Origin of the sequence: Beijerinckia indica subsp. indica ATCC 9039 (assembly GCF_000019845.1) — a bacterium.
Lineage (GTDB): Bacteria > Pseudomonadota > Alphaproteobacteria > Rhizobiales > Beijerinckiaceae > Beijerinckia > Beijerinckia indica.
On sequence record NC_010581.1, the window covers coordinates 468963 to 487989 of the forward strand.

Consider the following 19027-nt stretch of genomic DNA (forward strand, 5'->3'; position numbering starts at 1 on the left):
TTACAATCGGGTTCGGAAATCAGTCTGTCATTTTAACGCAAGGCGCGCTCGACTGGAATTGCCTTCGCGGTTTAATCGCCAGCGAGAACCATATCGTCACGGTGAATAAGCGCCGTGCGGCCAGGCATGCCAAGCAGGCTTTCAATATCCTTTGAATTGCGTCCGGCAAGCAGGATCGCGTCGCTGGCATCATAGGCGGTGAGACCGCGGCCAATTTCCGCGCCCTGTGGATCGCGGATCAGAACGCAATCGCCGCGCGCGAAATGACCATCGACTCTGACAATGCCGGCGGGCAACAGGCTATTGCCGTTGGCGATCGCTTGCGCTGCGCCGGCGTCAATATGCAAGACGCCGCGGGGTTCGAGCGAACCGGCGATCCATTTCTTGCGGGCCGTCACGGGATTGGAGCCGGTCAGGAACCAGGTGCAAGGTGCCCCCGCCGCGATGCGGGATACCGGATGTTCCACCCTTCCGTCGGCGATCACCATATGCGTACCGCCAGTCGTCGCGATCTTGGCGGCTTCGATCTTGGTCCGCATGCCGCCGCGCGAGAAAGCGGAAGCCGCGCCACCGGCCATAGCCTCGATTTCGGCATTGATGCGCGGCACCAGGGGAATCAATTCGGCTGTGGGATCGTCGGCGGGTGGCGCCGTATAGAGACCTGCGACATCCGAGAGCAGAATGAGGAGGTCGGCGCTTGCCATTGTGGCGACGCGCGCGGCGAGGCGATCATTGTCGCCATAGCGAATCTCGCTCGTCGCCACTGTGTCGTTTTCATTGATGACCGGCACGGCGCGCAGATCGAGCAAGCGGCCGATGGTCGCGCGCGCATTGAGATAACGGCGGCGCTTTTCCGTATCGCCGAGCGTGACGAGAATCTGGCCTGCAGTGATGCCCCGATCGCCAAGAACCTCGGCCCAGGTCCGGGCGAGGGCGATCTGGCCGACGGCGGCGGCGGCCTGGCTGTCCTCCAGACGAAGGGCGCCATCCGGCAGGCCAAGCACCGTGCGTCCCAGCGCGATGGAACCGGACGAGACTACAAGCACATCCGCGCCGGCGCCATGCAGTTTGGCGATATCTTGCGCCAGGGCGTCAAGCCACGCGCGCTTGACGCCGCCCTGCCCACGGTCGACGAGGAGGGAAGAGCCGACCTTGATGACGATGCGTCTGAAGCCGCCGAGCGAGGGAAGGGCAGGGGAAGGCATTGCGGCTTGTTGTTCAGGAAGAGTCAATCGCATGGATGCCAGGATGTCGCGGCGGGTTCGGCTGCGGCCTCTTGCGCGGCGCCGGCCGCGTCGATCGCCGCCAGCAGGCTTTGAAGGGTTTCGGTCAGATTTGTATGAGTCGCCGCCGAGAGTTTGAGAGGCGTGCGCTTGGCGGCACGTTTCAACCGCGCCATTTGATTTTTCAGCGTCTCGGCATCCACCGTATCGATCTTCGAAAGGGCCACGATCTCAGGCTTTTCGTCGAGACCATTGCCATAGGCTGCGAGTTCCTTGCGGATCGTCTTATACGCTTTGCCGGCATGTTCGCAGCCGGCATCGACGAGATGCAAAAGGACCCGGCAGCGCTCGACATGGCCGAGGAATCGATCGCCAAGCCCGACACCCTCATGCGCGCCCTCGATGAGGCCCGGAATATCGGCGAGGACGAATTCACGATCGCCATAAGCAACGACGCCGAGCTGCGGATGCAGGGTGGTGAAGGGATAATCGGCGATTTTCGGGCGGGCCGCGCTGACCGTGGAGAGAAAAGTCGATTTGCCGGCATTGGGCAGGCCCACAAGACCGGCATCGGCGATCAGTTTCAGGCGCAGCCAGAGGGTCATTTCCTCACCCTCCTGGCCGGGATTGGCGCGGCGTGGCGCCTGATTGGTGGAGGTCTTGAAATGTGCGTTGCCGAAACCGCCATTGCCGCCGCGTGCAAGGCAGACGCTTTGGCCAATCTCGGTGAGATCGGCGATCAGGGTCTCCCCATCCTCGTCGAAAATCTGGGTTCCGGCCGGCACTTTGAGGATACAATCGGCACCGCGCGCGCCAGCCCGGTTCTTACCCATGCCATGGGTGCCGGTCTTGGCTTTGAAATGTTGCTGGTAGCGGTAATCGATCAAGGTGTTGAGACCTTCGACGCAGAGCGCGACGACATCGCCACCGCGTCCGCCGTCGCCGCCGTCCGGTCCACCGAATTCAATGAATTTCTCATGGCGAAAGGATAGGCAGCCGGCGCCGCCATCGCCCGAGCGGATGTAGATCCTGGCTTGATCCAGAAATTTCATGGCCAAATGCCTAATGCGTATGAACGCGGTGTCAAGAAAAAGCCTGTCTCCACGGTCACTCTTGGTGACCGATGGTATAGGCGGCATGATCGGATCGGGCACGAAAGATGGCGTGCCCGATGCGGAAATTCAACTTTCGACTGAGGGCTGGAAGGAAGCTCTCAGAGCATCTTGCCGGTCTTTCGTCTGATGGATCATTGGCGGCATGCCGCGCGGCGGATGCTGCTGGACCCAGGTCTTGCGATCGAATTCGAAACGATCGCATGGATGCAGGCCGCCGCGCGCCGGCAGGTAATCGAGGCCTGAATCGACATAAGTGAAACCACTCTTCTCCAGCACCCGATGCGAGGCCGGATTAATGGCGCGGACATTGGCCAGGATGCGATGGGCCGATGTCACGCTGAAAAGGCTGTTGACCATGCCTTTGACAGCTTCCGTCGCATAGCCTTTGCCGGATGACGTCGGTGCGATGACATAGCCGAGCTCAAGATCGTGGTGTCCGGCGAGCGTGGCGCTGACGAGTCCGATCAAGGGGCGCTCGGGGCGCTTCAGGGTAATGGCGAGAATCAGGCCCTTACCATTCGCATTGTCGGCGCGCGCCTGGAAGATGAACCGTTCGGCTTCCCCCACCGGATAGGGGTGGGGAATGGCGGCCGTCATTTTGGCGGTTTCCGGCAGGCTCGCGAAAGTGGAAATGGCGGCGGCATCGGCGACGCGGGGCCAGCGCAGCCAGAGCCGTTTGGTCTCGATGCGAAAAATATCATCGGAGGTCAGATCCGGGAACATCGTTCAACTCCGCTGCGACCACGCGCCGTTCATCCCGCAGGATGATGACATTATGAGGAAGCCGATCCTGCCGAGATATTGGAAGTACCTTGGCTTTCCGGCAAAAATATGAGCCTAAACAAATAATTAAAGCTAGAATATCAACCAAGATGATCCCGTTTTTGGGATCAATTTAACGCGTTACAAAAATCTGGAGCATCGCACTCAAAAATCGATGCTCCATTGGTGCGCGGCCGAAAACGCGCATGAAAAAAGGGAGGTGGCCGTCCCACCTCCCTTTAGACCCCAGAGGGGTCGGCGGATGATTTCCTGTTTTACCAGGCGGTTTCTTTCGAGAAACCGATCCACCAGGTCCGTGGGAACAGGTGGAGCGATTCGCCTCGAAAAGCTCACCTGATTATTCGGCCGCCTCGGCGGCTTTCGGTGGTATGACCGAAATATAGGAACGGCCATTGGCCTTGGTTTGGAAAAATACTTGTCCTGCCGTCAGGGCGAACAAAGTATGATCTTTGCCAATGCCGACATTGCTGCCGGGATGCCATTTGGTACCGCGTTGGCGGACAATAATATTGCCGCCGATGACGGCTTCGCCGCCGAATTTCTTTACACCGAGGCGTCGGCCGTCGGAATCGCGTCCGTTTCGTGACGAGCCGCCTGCTTTTTTATGTGCCATGATCCTGCTTCCAAAAAATTGCGCGCCGGGTTTCGGGCGTTCAGGCGTTGATTCCGGTGATCTTGACCAGGGTCAGATCCTGCCTGTGGCCACGCTTGCGCTTCGAATTCTGCCGACGGCGTTTCTTGAAGGAGATAACCTTCGGCCCACGCGTCTGTTCGACGATTTCGCCGGATACGGTTGCACCCGCAATGAAAGGCGCGCCGATCTTGGGCTCGCCTTCGCCGGCAAGCATCAGGACGGAATCGAAAGTGACGGCATCGCCGGGCTCGCCCTGAAGCGTCATGACGGTAATGATATCGTCGGCGGCGACGCTATATTGCTTGCCCCCGGTTTTAATGACTGCGAACATCGTTTTTCCTAGTGTTCGATCCGGCTCCTGTTTCCGCTCTCGCAGACCTGGCTCTCATAAGCCCTGACGCGGAATGGAAACGGCCGGCTTCTTTGCAGTTTGTTGCGTCCTAAGACGCGGCGAGCTCGATGCGATCTTCTCGCTCCAAGCATTTCCCCCATGACGCCTGCCGATTCTCACCGGATCACGAGGCTAACCGCGCCGTGCAATCAAGCTGAACGAACAATGAAAGGAAAACGCGGCTGACAAGCCGCGCTGCATATTTCTAGTCACGCTCGACTATTTTGTCAAGGATGCATGTATCAAGCCGAAGGATCGCTGCCCCATTGAACACATCCTGCCGTATTTGAGCCATCTTCGAAGATCTTAACGATAGAGGCGAATATCTTTGGGGGGCGCGCTGGATCGACCCTTCCAGCGATGTAAGGTTCCGCCAAGATCCGTATGATTCTTTTAAAGTCTTCGAGCCGTGTCGATGGTCTTGTCTTACGCGAGTCGTCAATTTCGACGATGCGGCTGAAACGATTTGGAAAAACGTCTTGCCACGGCTATGGTCCAAAAAATGACGGAAGAGAATGCATTTTTACGGCGGCGTGATGCGGATGCGTAGTCTGGCCGCGTATCGATCGACGGATCGCCGTGGCGGCGCGGTGGAACTCGGCAACGAGCCGGCGATCGATACGGATGGTGAGCAACACGATATTTTCGATCGGCGACAGGTGTCCCTGCGCTGGCTTGCCGGTACGATCCTCACCGGCCTGTCCGGGGCGGGGTTGATCGGCGCGGCCATCTACGCGGCTTTCGATCATCAGTCGCATTTTGCCGAGGCGCCGATGCTGGCCGCCCCCCCCCATAGGGAAACGGCGCAGGAAAGCGGAATCAATGGGCGCAAGGGCGATCGGCTGGTCAAATCCGTCGATATTGTCGCTGCCAAACAGTCATTTCGTGCGCCGATGACCTTGAAGATCGGTGAGAAGGAAGTCGTCAAGACACATTCGTTCACGCGGGTCGAAACCACTTTGTTGCAAGCCAGCGCCGGCTATGGCGACGATATTCCGCCGTTCAATCCGCTCAAACTTCTTGCCGATGCGCGCAATCCCGTCGATGTGCCGCAAGAACCCGTGCAGGACGATGCCGAAGTCTCCTGGGCATTGCGCGATCTTGTCGGCCAGCCGGTTTCGACGCAGGCCGTATTGTCCGGCGATGAAGTCCAGGCGCAATTGGCCGAGCAGATCAAGAATCCGATGAATGCCGGCACGAAGCTTTTGACCCTGCCGCCGCAGATGCTCTTGATGAAGACGAGCCGGGCCAATCCCCTGGGCAATGGCATAGGGCATAATTTCGGCCGATCCGGTGCCGCCGCCGTCCTCGCCTATGCCAATCCGGAGGATACGGGGTTGAATGCCCCCTTCTCCTCGATCGATGTCCGCATGGTGCCGGAAAATGTCACGGTCGTGGCGCGTTCCTCGGCGTCACCGCAATCCACGCAAAGCGGCGAAAAGCTCGTTGTCCTGCGCCATGGTGAAGCGGTGGAGGATATTTTGCGCAATGCCGGTCTGTCCAAGGATCGGATTGCCGCGATCATCCAGGCTTTCGGCGCGCGCCGGGGCGAGGCCGCAGTGGCCGAGGGACGCAAGCTGAAATTGCAATTCGCCGATTTCGATGGCAGTGGCGGCGAGGCGATCTTGGCGAGGCTGTCCGTCTATGCCGACGAGACGCTCGAAACAACGATCGCCATGACCGATCAAGGCCGTTATATGCGCGTGATCTCCCGGAACGAGGAGCCGGTGGCGCGGCGGCGGTCCGAGGATACGGATGATGACGATGCCGGCGGCATGCGGCTTTATGAGTCGCTTTACGAGACGGCTCTCAAACAGGATATTCCCAGACGGATTGTCGACGAACTGGTCCGAATCTTCGCCAATGATGTTGATTTCCAGCGTACGGTCGCAGCGGGAGATTCCTTCTCGGCCTTCTATGATGAGGCCGAGGAAGGCGATCATCTACCGGAATTGCTCTATGCGACGGTGACGACGCGCAACGAAACTTTCCGCTATTATCGTTTCCAGACACCTGATGACAATGGTGTCGATTTTTATGATCCGAATGGCCGTTCGACCCGCAAGTTCCTGGTGCGCGTGCCGCTTGCCGCTGAGAAAATGACGTCGGGCTTCGGCACCCGTTTCCATCCCATTCTCGGTTATTCGCGCCCGCATACAGGCGTCGATTGGGCGGCGCCCATTGGCACACCAATCTTTGCCGCTGGCAATGGAACCGTGCTCAAGGCAGGCTGGGATTCAGGCTATGGCCGCCGGGTCGAGATCCAGCATGCCAATGGCTATATCACCACCTATAATCATATGTCCGGCTTCGCCAAGGGCATGAGCGAGGGGATGCGGGTCCGCCAGGGGCAGGTCATCGGTTACCTCGGCCAGACCGGTCTCGCGACTGGGCCGCATCTCCATTATGAAGTGATCGTCAACGGCCATTTCGTTGATCCGCTCCGTGTGAAACTCGCCCAGACGCGCGAATTCGACGGACCCATGCTGGCAACGTTCAAACGCGAGCGCGAACGGATCGATGGCCTGCTGGCCCTGGCGCCCAATGCGACCAGTTCGATCGTTGCTGATCGCCGTGGTAATCGCAATCGCGCTATTCCGTAAAAGCGGACGCTCTCTCCATCCAATGTCTCGTGATGGAGCAGGGGCCGCCAGTCCAAGCGGTCACCGTCAAAGCCAATCGGCAAGTCGCAAAAAGTGAAAAGCCAATGGCCTGGTGAGGGGCATCAAAGCTCGTAAAGCGGACGACCTTTCCCCTTGCCCGTGCTACGACACGGAATGCGATTCCTCAAAGAATTGACGGCGCTATTGAGTTGCGATCCCGTGCGGATGGCTGTTCTGAGGACGGTGCGATCCTTGGACCTGCCTGATAGCTGGGTTGGCGCCGGCTTTGTCCGCGATGCCGTTTGGGATCATCTTCATGGCTACGCCAATCGCACGATCGAAGGCGACGTGGACGTTGTTTGGTTCGATGATGGGGCTTTATCGCCAGAGTTAGATCGAGAGTTGGAGCGAAGGTTATCGCTTGTTGATCCAGCTTTTAAGTGGTCCGTGAAAAATCAGGCCCGAATGCATTTACGAAACGGTGATGCTGCCTATACTTCTGTAAGTCAGGCGATGTCCTATTGGCCCGAGACGGCAACAGCCGTCGCCGCTCGCATCGGAGATGATGGGAGGCTTCACATCAACGCCCCTCTAGGCCTTGATGACCTCTATGCTATGCATTTACGACCGACCCAAATGTTTATAAGCGCGAGGCGTTGCATCTTCGACCAACGAGTTAAAGAAAAGCGCTGGCTTGAGCGATATCCACTGCTCCGAATTGTACCGTGACTTTTCTCCCAAACGCTGATGTTTCCTTATGAGAAGGCGACTGCCCCTCAACGCCGGTCGGAAATGATCGTCGAATTGTCCGAGCCCTGCAATTGTATGCGCAGGACATTGTCGCCATCAAACCAGAGATCGCGGTCGAAGGCGCTGCCTTGCGCGCTGATCTTATAATGGTGGGCTTTGACTGCGGCGCCATGGATTTGCACTTGATCCTCGCCGAGATCGTGAAAGGCTATTCTCAAACTCTGGCCATTGGCCGGGTTGAACCAATCCGGACGGTGCAGAAGGGTGCGGCTCCACAAACTCGCCGGGACGATATCCTTCGGGACGTCCTTACGTGTGCCATCGACATCAAGGCTCGGCCTGTCGCCGGCCATCGAGAAGGTGATCCGATGGGGCGTGCCATTATCATCCGTTTTCGAGGCGAAGGCGATGAGCTGTTCGCCTTTCCAGGTTTCATCGCAAACATGTTCATAACGATAGGCTTCGATGAACATGACCTTCACATGGATCGATGTCTCGATCCGCACTTTGGTCGTATCGCCCTGTTTGTCGATATCAACGCTATTGGTGCCGATCTTGTCGCCCTGGCGGATAATATCGAAGACCATATGGGTCGTTTTGCGGGCAAGCGTTTCGGCATGGCCCGCCGTGACGAGAGCAGGCAGAAGAGCCATAAGGATCCCGAGGATCGAACCGTGATTGCGCATTTCATTCCCTTTCGGGGCAGGCGATGAATATCGCGCTATCCTGAAGCCGTGACCTTTTCTGGGCCTTTTCTACAACAGCCCGGCGACAATATTGACCGTGAGTGCGAGGACCGCGCTATTGAAGAAAAACGAGAGGATGCAGTGAACCAGCGCCGTGCGCCGCATCAAGCGCGAGGAAAGGCCGATATCGGCGGTCTGCGAGGCGACCCCGATCACATAGGAGAAATAAAGAAAATCATAATAATCGGGATCGATCGTGCCCGGAAAGACGAGCCCGCCGCGGTCCTCCGGTTTCTGGTCCGGCTCGGCTTCGAAGGCGTCGTAATATTCATGCGCGTAATGCAGCGCGAAACTCAGATGGATGAAAAACCAAGCGTTGAGGATCGTGACTCCGGTCAAGGCAAAATACCAGCCGGCATGCGATGCGGCCATGCTCTTGATGGTCGAAAGCTCCAGCACGATCGAAGCGATCGCGGCAAAGGCCGCGACTGCTGTCAGAACCAGGATCAGAAACTTGCCTTCATCCGTTTCCTTGGCGCGCTGGCGCATGGTGGCCGGCGTCGCTTTATGGATCATCCGGAGCGACAGAAAAAAATAGACCCATATGCCGATGTTCCAGGCCAGCAGCAGTCTTGTATTGGCCAGCAGACTGGACGGTAACAGAAACCCGGTGGCAATACCGGTGAGGAACCCGATGAAGAGACGCGGATGCGCGCGGCCGATCCGATAAGGCCGCAACAAGGTGTAAAGCCACAACGCGGCGCTCTTTGCGCGAGGCGCCACGGGTTTCATGGCGAGAAGCACGTCATCGGGAAAAGAGCCTCATCAAATCAATTCTTTCGGGTTGCCGCGAAACGGGCCGCTTCCTTGAGAATATGCGCTTCGCGGCCTTCTGGAAAGGAATCGAGGGCGGCGATCGCCTCGGCGGATAATGTGTCGCGGCGTTTGCGAGCCGCTTCAAGGCCGAGCGAGGCGACCAGGGTCGCCTTGTTGCGATCGGCATCCTTGCCAGCCTTTTTGCCGAGCGCTTCTGTATCGGCCTCGACATCGAGAATATCATCGGCCACCTGGAAGGCCGCGCCGAGTGCCTGACCATAGGCCGAGAGCGCCTCGCGCGTCTGCTTGGAGACTCCGGCGAAAATCGCCCCGGCGATGACCGCATAATGCAAAAGGGCGCCGGTCTTCATCGATTGCAGTTCGATCACCGCCTCGGCGGTATGCGGGGTCTTGGCCTGTTCGGCTTCGATATCGAGCACTTGTCCGCCGACCATGCCGCCAACGCCAGCGGCCCGGGCGAGCGCCAGGACGAGTTCGATGCGAATCGCCGGATCCTTATGGGTGGCAGGGTCCGCCAGGACGTCGAAAGCATAGGTCAAAAGGCCGTCGCCGACGAGAATGGCGGTCGCTTCGTCATAGGCCTTGTGAGTCGTCGGCCGGCCGCGGCGCAAATCATCATTGTCGAGCGCCGGCAGATCATCATGCACGAGCGAATAGCAATGGATCATTTCGAGTGCCGAGGCGGCGCGCAGGACGCCCTCTCCTTCGATGCCGAACAGCCGCGCTGTCTCAACGAGCAGGAAGGGGCGCAGCCTTTTGCCGCCACCGAGAGAAGCATAGCGCATGGCTTCGAGGAAACGCGGCGGACGCAAGGTTTCGCCGGGCAGGGGGGAGGGACCGAGCAAATGGTCGAGGGTTTTCTCCGTCGCCTCGGCGATTTGCGTGAGCCGCTGTTGAAAATCTTCCGCCAGGGTGCCGCCGGTCATTGTCTCTCCCTATACCAAGGTGGAGGTTCGGCTTGCCCCATCGAGCCGGATCGGTCAAGGCTCAAGCCATGGCTTTCCTGCCTTTCTCTCGGCTCTTCTCCATCCGCTCGGGCCGTTTCGCTCGCTTCGTGTTCGGTGTCCTGCTGACGCTCGGCCTCGTGCTCGGCAGCCTGCTCGTCGCTTATCGCTTTCTGGCACCGGTCTCGACCTTGATGGCGTGGCACGAGATTAAAGGGGACGAAGTGGATCGCCACTACCAGCCCCTCGCACGCATCGCGCCGATTCTGGCCGCTTCCGTCATCGCTTCGGAAGATGCGCGCTTTTGCCAGCATCACGGGGTCGACTGGCAGTCTCTCTCGGAGGTGATGGACAAGGCCAAGGCCCGGGCAGACGGGCCCTCGCGCGGTGCCTCGACGATCACTATGCAGACCGCCAAGAACCTCTTCCTCTGGCCTTCGCGTTCCGTCCTGCGCAAAACATTGGAAATTCCGCTGGCCTTGCTCATCGACGCGGTATGGCCGAAGCGGCGCATTCTGGAAATCTATTTGAATATCGCCGAATGGGGCGATGGTCTCTTTGGTGCGGAGGCGGCGGCCCGGCATTATTTCGGCAAAAGCGCCGATGCACTTGACCGGCGCGAGGCTGCGCTGCTTGCCACCGCCTTGCCCAATCCGATGCGGCGAAATCCCGCCTCTCCGACGCGGCTGCATCGCCTGCTCGCGGCGCGAATCGCCGCCCGCGCGGGCGCCATGGGCGCGGATATTACCTGTCTGAAATGATCGGCTGCGATGGGAAGCGCTGATTTTTCCATCTCGCTCTAGCCAGGGGCCGGTTTTTTGTGTAATAGGCGCCTTCCAGTTCAAAGGTGCGGTCCTTCCGCGCCCTCGCCGATCCGGCGAGCAGCCCAATCCCGAGACATTGTTATGGCCGTTCCGAAACGAAAAACATCCCGCATGAAGCGCGGTTTCCGCCGCTCGGCGGATGCGATCAAGGCGCCGACCTATATCGAGGACAAGGATTCGGGCGAATTGCGCCGTCCGCACCATGTCGATCTGAAAACCGGCATGTATCGCGGCCGTCAGATTTTCACGCCGAAGGTCCGCGAGGAAGCCTGAGCTTTTCTCTCCTGCTTCTTGAGGAAGCGGGTTTGTCGAATCAAAAACCCCGCCAGGGCGATCCAGGCGGGGTTTGCATTTATGCATCATCCTGATCCCAAAAGCGGGAGCCACTTTTGGGTCTGATGCTTTAGATGAAATATTGACCGCCGTTGATGCTCAAGGTCGAGCCCGTGATGAAGCCGGCTTCTTCGGCAACGAGGAAAACCACGGCGCGGGCAATCTCTTCGACTTCGCCCAGACGGCGCACGGGGATTTGGGGAAGAATGGCCTTCTCCAGAACCTCCTGCGGGATCGCCTTGACCATTTCTGTCGCGATATAACCGGGGCATATCGCGTTGACGGTGATTCCCTTATTGGCATTTTCCTGCGCGAGAGCCTTGGTGAAACCAAGATCACCGGCTTTGGCGGCGGAATAATTGGCTTGGCCCATCTGCCCCTTCTGGCCATTGATCGAGGAAATATTCACGATTCGGCCGAAACCGCGTTCGCGCATGCCCTCGATCACCGGCCGGGTCATGTTGAAGAGGGAATTGAGGTTGGTGTTGATCACGTCATACCATTGTTCCGGTGTCATTTTGTGGAACATGCCATCACGTGTGATGCCGGCATTATTGACGAGGATTTCAATGGGGCCGAGATCCTTGGAGACCTGCTCCAATCCTTCGCTGCACGCCTTATAGCTGCCGACGTCCCATTTATAGACGGGGATGCCGGTTTCATCCTTGAATTTGGTGGCCGCTTCATCATTGCCGGCATAAGTGGCGGCAACCTGATAGCCGCTTGCCTTGAGAGCCTTGCTGATCGCCGCGCCGATACCACGAGAGCCGCCGCTGACCACTGCTACGCGTGCCATTTCATCCCCCCTGTGCAATCATCGATTGTCTTGAGCATTGGATCTCAGAAGCGGAGACCACTTTTGAGATGATCCAATGCGTCTTCAAAGATCTAGAACACCGAACGTATTTCACCTTGAACGCCCGACGTTCTAGTAAAGCTATGCGTCCTTTGCATGAATGCATAGCCCTATAATAATAAACTTCTGCACATAGTTTGGAGCATCGGGAGGCGGGCCATTGGCCGCTCCCCGGCACAAACAGGCTTCAATTCTTGGTTTTGAGACAAAATTGAACCCATCCCAAAAGCAGAGGCGCTTTTGGGCTGCATGAAAACATGATTCGGAAATGGGCCCCCCGAAGGGGAAGCGGGGTGCGAAACGCACCCCGTGAAGTTTTAGCGTTCGATCGTCATCGCGATGCCCATGCCACCGCCGATGCAGAGGGTCGCGATACCCTTTTTCGCATCGCGCCGTTTCATCTCGTGCAGCAAGGTCACGAGAACGCGGGCCCCCGAAGCGCCGATCGGATGGCCGATGGCAATCGCGCCGCCGTTGACATTAACGAGGGAGGTGTCCCAACCCATGTCCTTGTTGACGGCGATGGCCTGAGCGGCGAAAGCCTCATTGGCCTCGATGAGATCGAGATCCTTGACCTTCCAGCCGGCCTTTTCGAGCGCCTTGCGGGAGGCCGGAATCGGGCCCGACCCCATGATGGACGGATCGACGCCAGCGGTCGCCCAGGAAGCGATTCGGGCGAGAGGCGTCAAGCCGCGTGCCTTGGCCTCGTCGGCGCTCATCAACACCACGGCGGCGGCGCCGTCATTGATGCCGGAAGAATTGCCGGCCGTCACCGTGCCATCCTTGACAAAGGCGGGTTTCAGCTTGGCCATGGCCTCGATCGTCGCACCGATGCGGATATATTCATCCTTGTCGACGATGATATCGCCCTTCTTGCCGGGGACGGTGAAGGGGATGATCTCCTCGTTGAAGCGGCCTTCCTTCTGCGCGGCTTCCGCCTTGTTCTGGGAGGCCACGGCGAACTGGTCCTGCTCCTCGCGGCTGATCTGCCATTTGGTGGCGATATGTTCCGCCGTATTGCCCATCGGATAATTGGCAAAGGCGTCGGTGAGGCCGTCGCGCATCATCGTATCGGTGAACTTGACATCACCCATCTTGGTGCCGCCACGCAGAAAGGCCGCGTGAGGCGAAAGCGACATGTTTTCCTGACCACCGGCGACAATGATCTTGGCGTCGCCATTATTGATCTGCTGCAGGCCGAGCGCCACGGCGCGCAGACCCGAGCCACAGACCTGATTCACCGTCCAGGCCGTCTTGCTGTCCGGAATACCGGCCTTGATGGCCGTCTGGCGGGCCGGGTTTTGACCAGAAGCAGCGGTCAGGACCTGCCCGAGGATCACTTCGTCGACATCGGCCGCCTCGACTTTGGCGCGCTCGAGGGTCGCCTTGATCACCGTCGCTCCCAATTCATGAGCAGGCGTATTTCCGAAGGCGCCGCTGAAGGACCCGACGGCGGTGCGCGCTGCACCCACAATCACGACATCGCTCGACATTCCCGACTCCTCCCAACAATCTCACATTACAACGCCGCGACAACTTTGCCCGTTTCGCGCAAATACCGCCCACCCATAGATTGCGCGGCGGTAAGGAAAGGACAAGAGCCGATTACACGCTAATCGTGAAAGAGTGATGTTGCCACACCGCTTTCGGCAGACACCCCCGGAAAGTGGTTGGACCCTTGCGTCGAAGCTCCTATCTTGAGGCAGGATCGAGGCGGGTTCCCTCCGACGAAGCGGCGGTCGTCATCATTGCGCAACACGAATCGCGAGCAACGGCCCGCAACGTTCGAATAACGGTCCGGGCCGGTCTGGCGGGGGGAATCGAAAGGGTAATTGCGTGGATCAGTCGAACAATATGAGCGCGGACAAGCCACAGGCTCAACCCGTCACGATCAAGAAATATGCAAACCGGCGGCTCTACAATACCGGGACGAGCGCTTACGTCACGCTTGAGGACCTGGCGTCGATGGTCAAAACCGGCGAAGATTTCGTCGTGTTCGATGCCAAGAGCGGCGAGGATATCACCCGTTCGGTGCTGACGCAGATCATCTTCGAGCAGGAGAGCAAAGGCGGCCAGAGTCTCTTGCCGATCACCTTTCTGCGTCAATTGATTCGGTTCTACGGCGACAGCATGCAGATGCTGGTGCCGAGTTATCTCGAATTTACCATCGACAAGCTGACCCATGAGCAGGGCAAGTTTCGCGATCAGATGATGAGCGCCCCGCTGGCTGCCAATCCAATCTTCAACTCTCTCGAAGAGCAGACCCGCAAGAATATGGCGATGTTCAATCAGGCGCTCGCCATGTTCTCCCCCTTCGGGGGCACCGGCATGCCTCTGGTCCCCGAGACGAGTGAACCGCCGGCGCCAGCGCCGGAGAAGAACGACATCGACGACATGAAACGCCAATTGGACGAATTGCAGAAGAAGATCGAGGGGCTGAGCCGCAAGCCCTGACGCCGCCGCGCAATTCGTGATGGCACCTGTTCGGCAATCAATCGGGCTGCCAACCCGCCGGCGCCATTTCGAAGGTTGAGAACTGAAAGGCGGGTGCGACGCTGCAGCCAATAAGCGTCCAGGCACCAAGACTGCGGGCGCTTTGCCAGGCAAGGGCTGGGACCACGATTTGCGGCTCCTCTCCGTTCAAGACATCCGCGCCAAGGCGGTGGCTCGTGGATTTGCCCGCCTCTGTAATGCGGAGGTCGAGCGGCGCGCCGGCATAAAAATGCCAGACCTCCGCGGCATCGATCCTGTGCCAGGCGGAGGTTTCACCGGCCGCCAGCAGAAAATAGATCAAGGTCGAAAAGGAACGCCCCTCCGCATCGGAGCGGGGATCACGGAAGGTTTCCCGGAAATGGCCCCCTTCCGGATGTGGCTTCAAGGCGAGGGCCGTAATGATGTCTTGCGCGGTGCGATCGGCCAGGATCATCTCAAGCCCGGTTCTTGCGCTCACGCAATTCAGCGAAAACGGCGGCCGGATCGCCGCCCGGCATGCCGACGGCGGCCTGAACACTGGGCTCATCGACCCGGAGGAAGGGATTGGTGCCGAGCTCGATGGTGATGGTCGTTGGCAAAGTGAACCGGTTTTCGGCGCGCAATTGCCTGACTTCGGCGACCCGGTCACGCAAGAGCACATTGTCGGGTTCGATGGTCAGCGCGAATTCCGCGTTGGAGAGCGTATATTCATGGCCGCAATAGACCTGAAGCTCGCCCGGCAAAGCGGCGAGCTTCATCAGCGAATTATAAAGGATATTGGCTGGCTCCTCGAAACCGCGGCCACATCCCATCGCGAAAAGCGTGTCGCCGGTGAAGAGAATATCGTCCTGTTCAAACCAATAGACGACATGTCCGGATGTATGACCCGGCACTTCCAGAACCATGGCCTCGAGCTGGCCAACCTTCACCTGATCGCCCTCGCGGACCGCTTGATCCAGATGGCCGATCTTATCCGCCTCGCGCGCGGGGCCGATGATGCGTGCCTCTGGAAATTCGGCTTTGAGGCCGGGAATGCCGCCGATATGATCCTGATGGTGGTGGGTAATCAGGATCTCGGTCAGGGTCCATTCCCGTGCGGCGAGAGCCTCGAGGATCGGACCGGCTTCAGGCGCATCGATGGCCGCTGTGTGCCGCGATTCGGGATCATGCACAAGGACGCCGAAATTATCCTTGAGGCAAAGAAATTGGTGGATATGGGCACTCATGGCGTAACGAAGCTCCGCGTTTGGCGCAGATGATCCCAAGGGCCGCAAAAAACGACGCTGTCCATGGTATTAAGCAAGGGTACAAGGAGAGGTCAAACGCCACGCGGGGGGACCTTCGGCAGAGGAAGTGGCCGAGTGTCCTCTTTGTGTCTTCTTTCGCATTGACGCAGCAGGCTTGACCCGTGACCCTGGTTGCGGTCGATTGGAGGAAATCCGCAAAACGGCGTGCTCATGGTCCGCCAGCGGAAGGGACAGTCATGCCACTTGATGTCGTTGACCTTCGCTCATTCTACACGACCCCCCTTGGCTCCGCCGCCCGCCGCTTCATCGGGCAGGTCATTCGTCAGCGATTTGCCAATTGCTGCGGCCAATCGATCCTCGGGGTTGGCTATGCCACACCCTATCTTGAGCCGTTTCGGGCCGATAGCCTGCGCGTCCTGGCTTTCATGCCGGCCGAGCAGGGAGTCGTGAACTGGCCATCCTCCGGCCTTTCATCCTCGGCCTTGGTCTCTCCCACGATGATGCCCTTGCCCGATGCCTGCATTGATCGCGTCCTGCTGATCCATGCGCTGGAGCTGACGGAACATCCGCGTGAACTCATGGCCGAGATCTGGCGCATTTTGACGCCGGGTGGCCGTATCCTTGCCGTCACGCCGAGCCGCACGGGTCTCTGGGCACGGCTCGACACGACGCCTTTCGGCCATGGCCAGCCTTATTCACGTGGCCAATTGCGCGATTTGATGCGGGTTACTTTGTTTTCACCGACCCGTTGGACGGAAGCGCTTTATATGCCGCCTTTCCAAAGCCGTTTGGTGCTGCGCGGGGCGCCCATGTTGGAACGGATTGGGGCGAGCCTCTCTTTGCCCGGCGCGGGCGTGCAGATTGTGGAAGCGACGAAGCAACTCTATCGTCCGGTGATTTTGCGCCAGGCGATGCCGCAAGCCATCCCCCAGGCCTTGCCGGGCCTGCGGCCGGTTCTGGTGCCCCAGGCCGCGCGGACTGAAAAAACGAGCAAGGCGATTGTGCAATAGAGAGTTGCGGGGGGGCTCTCTGTTGGTTCTTTTCTCGAATGTCCGCTTTTTCAACAGTGCAGCGGGCATTCGAGAGGGGCACGTGCTAGTATCCACCCTTATTGAAGCGCGACTTGTCGCGTTTCAATAAGGATAAGTGGATACGGTTTTAAAAGGGGCGTATCGAGAATCCGTGATCTCGATACTGGGGATTAAACCGCCGCGTTGGGCCGTTTGATCTTGAGGCTCTGAAGCGCGAAGAACGCCCCATGTTGAAGGCCACCACCATCGATGCCATGGCCGATGCCTGTAGAGAGATGCCATTGGCAGGGGATTTCCGCCTCCGCCAATTGATCGGCGGCGACGAACATGGCCTCTGCGGAAATCACATCGTCCTGGCTGCCGTGGATGAGCAGAATCGGCGGCCGCTGGCCATTGACGAGGCGCGCGGGAGCCGAGGCAAGATGTTCGGGGCCGACCAGCATGCCGGAATAACCGAGAATGCCGGCGGGCGCCTGCGGCCGGCGCAAGCCTGCATGCAGCGCGAGCATCGTGCCCTGGCTGAATCCGACCAGCAGCAGATTCGCGTCGCTGAGACCATAACGTTTGAGTTCCGCGTCGAGAAAAGCATCGAGCACGGGCCGTGCCTTTTCGAGCCCCGCCCAATGGGCCTCTGGATCATCCTCGGAAAGGGGAAACCCCAAGGGGAACCATTGCCGTGCCTGCGGCGCCAGAGCACAGATTTCTGGCGCATGCGGAGACACGAAGGTCGTGTCAGGCAGGACGTTCTGCCATTGTTGGGCGATCGCGATGAGGTCGTTGCCATCCGCGCCATAGCCGTGCAGGAAAACGATCAATTGTTTCGTCGTCCGCGACTTGGCCGCCACGCGGGGACCGTCGATCCTTGTTACCATGCTCTAATACTTTCCGCCCGGGTTTCATCCAAGCAAACCGGGTTGCGTTCGCTTGGATCTCAAATTCGAAGTAGCATTGATTTTGCTTCTCTTAAGCAAAATCAATGCTGCCTCAGCCGCTTGGCGGCGAGAGGGATGAGAAGCCGAATCCGGCCTTATCGTGATCCCAGCTTTTTTGAAAAGCCTGTTTCGCGATGATGGTCAAGCCGCGGGTTTCTTGCACGGACACCCGCGTGTCATCGCTGAGCGCGGACTGACTGGAAAAACCAAGATCAAGTCAAAATTTGCCCTTCACGAAAATGATGTGACGCAACGAAAGAATCGTGAAAGCGTTTCATGCTTGAGCATCGCGCCAGAAAGTGGAGTGGGGATCGCTTTTTAGATCAACTTCACGCGTTTTAGAGATCAAGACTATTACATCCGATTTCGGCTGAATGAGGGATGCGTGAGCTTGGCTCGTTGCCATTTCGAATTCTGGCCGGGATGTTTCCTGCCTCTGTCCGTCCCCGAAGTAAGCCATGACCCACGCCTGTCCTCAGTCTGCCTTTCGCTTCGCTCCCTCGCCCAATGGCTATCTGCATCTCGGTCACGCTTTTTCGGCGCTCGAAAATGAGCGTCTGGCGCGTTTGAACGGGGGCCGTCTCTTCTTGCGAATCGAAAATATCGATGTCGATCGCTGCCGGCCGGAATATGAACGCGCGATTCTCGAGGATCTGACCTGGCTTGGTATCGCGCTGGAGCCCGAAGTGCGGCGGCAGTCCGAGCATTTCGACGATTATGCACAAGCCCTGGACCGGCTCGCGCGGATGGGCCTCATCTATCCCTGTTTCTGTTCCCGTACTGACATCATGCAGAAGATACGGGAACGGGCCTTTTGGGCGCGCGATCCTGACGGATCGCCGCTTTATCCCGGCACCTGCAAACATCTTCCAAAGGACAAAATCCAGGAGCGCCTGGAGGCTGGCGAGCCGGCCTCTTATCGCCTCGACATGGGCAAAGCCTTGAATCTGATTGGTTATAGGCTCGGCTGGACCGAATTTGGTTCCGGGATGGTCGGTCGCTTCGTACAGGCTAGTCCGCAGAAATGGGGGGATACCATTCTGGCCCGCAAGGATATTGCGACGAGCTATCACATTGCCGTCGTCGTTGACGATGCCTTGCAACGGATCACTGATATCGTACGCGGCGAAGATTTGTTCCAGGCGACCAGTCTGCACCGGCTGTTGCAAAGCCTGTTGGGCTTGCCTGAACCGGCCTATCACCATCACGGGCTGCTGCGTGATGCCTCTGGCCAGAAATTGTCGAAAAGTCTCAGAGCCAAATCCTTGCGTGCCTTGCGCGAGGAAGGATTATCCCCGAAAGCAGTGCGCGCCAAACTGGCGCCACTGCCCCCTCTCATCGCCGCTTTGCAAACGGTTTGAAATCA

General features: G+C 58.7%; 20 protein-coding genes. 7 read left to right on the forward strand and 13 right to left on the reverse strand.

Going from position 1 to position 19027, the window contains the following annotated elements:
• Positions 1-71: 71 nt before the first annotated feature.
• The 5 genes from proB to rplU all read right to left on the reverse strand — a co-directional run bounded on the left by proB (position 72) and on the right by rplU (position 4086).
• A complete protein-coding gene (proB, locus tag BIND_RS02100; protein ID WP_012383425.1) occupies positions 72-1205 on the reverse strand; it encodes a glutamate 5-kinase in 1134 nt (377 codons plus the stop codon).
• A 23-nt stretch (positions 1206-1228) separates the two neighbouring features.
• Positions 1229-2275 (reverse strand): GTPase ObgE, encoded by a 1047-nt coding sequence (gene obgE, locus BIND_RS02105; RefSeq protein WP_012383426.1) that lies wholly within the window; start codon positions 2273-2275, stop codon positions 1229-1231.
• Positions 2276-2404: 129 nt separating this feature from the next.
• A complete protein-coding gene (locus BIND_RS02110; RefSeq protein ID WP_012383427.1) occupies positions 2405-3061 on the reverse strand; it encodes a GNAT family N-acetyltransferase in 657 nt (218 codons plus the stop codon).
• Between the two features lie 397 nt (positions 3062-3458).
• Positions 3459-3734 (reverse strand): 50S ribosomal protein L27, encoded by a 276-nt coding sequence (gene rpmA / locus BIND_RS02115; RefSeq protein WP_012383428.1) that lies wholly within the window; start codon positions 3732-3734, stop codon positions 3459-3461.
• A 40-nt stretch (positions 3735-3774) separates the two neighbouring features.
• A complete protein-coding gene (gene rplU, locus BIND_RS02120; RefSeq protein WP_012383429.1) occupies positions 3775-4086 on the reverse strand; it encodes a 50S ribosomal protein L21 in 312 nt (103 codons plus the stop codon).
• 575 nt (positions 4087-4661) lie between these two features.
• Between rplU and BIND_RS02125 the strand changes: the two genes are divergently transcribed.
• Positions 4662-6749: a M23 family metallopeptidase gene (locus BIND_RS02125; RefSeq protein WP_012383430.1), complete on the forward strand. Its 2088-nt coding sequence runs from the start codon at positions 4662-4664 to the stop codon at positions 6747-6749.
• A gap of 243 nt (positions 6750-6992) precedes the next feature.
• Positions 6993-7478, forward strand: coding sequence for a nucleotidyltransferase family protein (locus BIND_RS02130; protein WP_425277057.1), 486 nt, complete (start codon positions 6993-6995; stop codon positions 7476-7478).
• 47 nt (positions 7479-7525) lie between these two features.
• On the opposite strand, the gene BIND_RS02135 is transcribed toward BIND_RS02130, so the two are convergent.
• From BIND_RS02135 to BIND_RS02145, 3 genes are all read right to left on the reverse strand, one after another.
• Positions 7526-8152: a DUF6134 family protein gene (locus tag BIND_RS02135; protein WP_244395938.1), complete on the reverse strand. Its 627-nt coding sequence runs from the start codon at positions 8150-8152 to the stop codon at positions 7526-7528.
• 102 nt (positions 8153-8254) lie between these two features.
• Entirely contained in the window at positions 8255-8977 is a 723-nt protein-coding gene (locus BIND_RS02140) for a DUF1345 domain-containing protein (protein ID WP_012383433.1), read from the reverse strand.
• Between the two features lie 38 nt (positions 8978-9015).
• Entirely contained in the window at positions 9016-9948 is a 933-nt protein-coding gene (locus tag BIND_RS02145) for a polyprenyl synthetase family protein (RefSeq protein ID WP_012383434.1), read from the reverse strand.
• A gap of 32 nt (positions 9949-9980) precedes the next feature.
• Here BIND_RS02145 and mtgA point away from each other — a divergent pair, with 32 nt between their 5' ends.
• Both mtgA and rpmF read left to right on the forward strand, forming a co-directional pair.
• Positions 9981-10727, forward strand: a complete 747-nt coding sequence (mtgA, locus tag BIND_RS02150) for a monofunctional biosynthetic peptidoglycan transglycosylase (protein WP_244395940.1) — start codon at positions 9981-9983, stop codon at positions 10725-10727.
• Between the two features lie 144 nt (positions 10728-10871).
• The gene (gene rpmF / locus BIND_RS02155; protein WP_012383436.1) at positions 10872-11063 is read left to right on the forward strand and encodes a 50S ribosomal protein L32; all 192 of its coding nucleotides are present in this window, start codon (positions 10872-10874) and stop codon (positions 11061-11063) included.
• Between the two features lie 130 nt (positions 11064-11193).
• Here the strand turns inward: rpmF and phbB are convergent, their stop codons facing one another.
• Together phbB and BIND_RS02165 are read right to left on the reverse strand one after the other, a co-directional pair.
• Entirely contained in the window at positions 11194-11919 is a 726-nt protein-coding gene (phbB, locus tag BIND_RS02160; RefSeq protein WP_012383437.1) for a beta-ketoacyl-ACP reductase, read from the reverse strand.
• A 377-nt stretch (positions 11920-12296) separates the two neighbouring features.
• Positions 12297-13472, reverse strand: coding sequence for an acetyl-CoA C-acetyltransferase (locus BIND_RS02165; protein WP_012383438.1), 1176 nt, complete (start codon positions 13470-13472; stop codon positions 12297-12299).
• Positions 13473-13833: 361 nt separating this feature from the next.
• On the opposite strand from BIND_RS02165, the gene phaR reads away from it, so the two are divergent.
• A complete protein-coding gene (gene phaR, locus BIND_RS02170) occupies positions 13834-14433 on the forward strand; it encodes a polyhydroxyalkanoate synthesis repressor PhaR (RefSeq protein ID WP_041777882.1) in 600 nt (199 codons plus the stop codon).
• A gap of 37 nt (positions 14434-14470) precedes the next feature.
• Here the strand turns inward: phaR and BIND_RS02175 are convergent, their stop codons facing one another.
• Complete coding sequence (locus tag BIND_RS02175; RefSeq protein WP_012383440.1) at positions 14471-14905, reverse strand: cupin domain-containing protein; 435 nt, start codon at positions 14903-14905, stop codon at positions 14471-14473.
• Position 14906: 1 nt separating this feature from the next.
• A complete protein-coding gene (gene gloB, locus BIND_RS02180; RefSeq protein ID WP_012383441.1) occupies positions 14907-15677 on the reverse strand; it encodes a hydroxyacylglutathione hydrolase in 771 nt (256 codons plus the stop codon).
• Between the two features lie 257 nt (positions 15678-15934).
• On the opposite strand from gloB, the gene BIND_RS02185 reads away from it, so the two are divergent.
• The gene (locus tag BIND_RS02185) at positions 15935-16708 is read left to right on the forward strand and encodes a class I SAM-dependent methyltransferase (protein WP_012383442.1); all 774 of its coding nucleotides are present in this window, start codon (positions 15935-15937) and stop codon (positions 16706-16708) included.
• A 191-nt stretch (positions 16709-16899) separates the two neighbouring features.
• Here the strand turns inward: BIND_RS02185 and BIND_RS02190 are convergent, their stop codons facing one another.
• Entirely contained in the window at positions 16900-17601 is a 702-nt protein-coding gene (locus tag BIND_RS02190) for an alpha/beta hydrolase (protein WP_012383443.1), read from the reverse strand.
• Positions 17602-18119: 518 nt separating this feature from the next.
• Between BIND_RS02190 and gluQRS the strand changes: the two genes are divergently transcribed.
• The gene (gene gluQRS, locus BIND_RS02200) at positions 18120-19022 is read left to right on the forward strand and encodes a tRNA glutamyl-Q(34) synthetase GluQRS (protein ID WP_012383444.1); all 903 of its coding nucleotides are present in this window, start codon (positions 18120-18122) and stop codon (positions 19020-19022) included.
• Positions 19023-19027 lie beyond the last annotated feature (5 nt).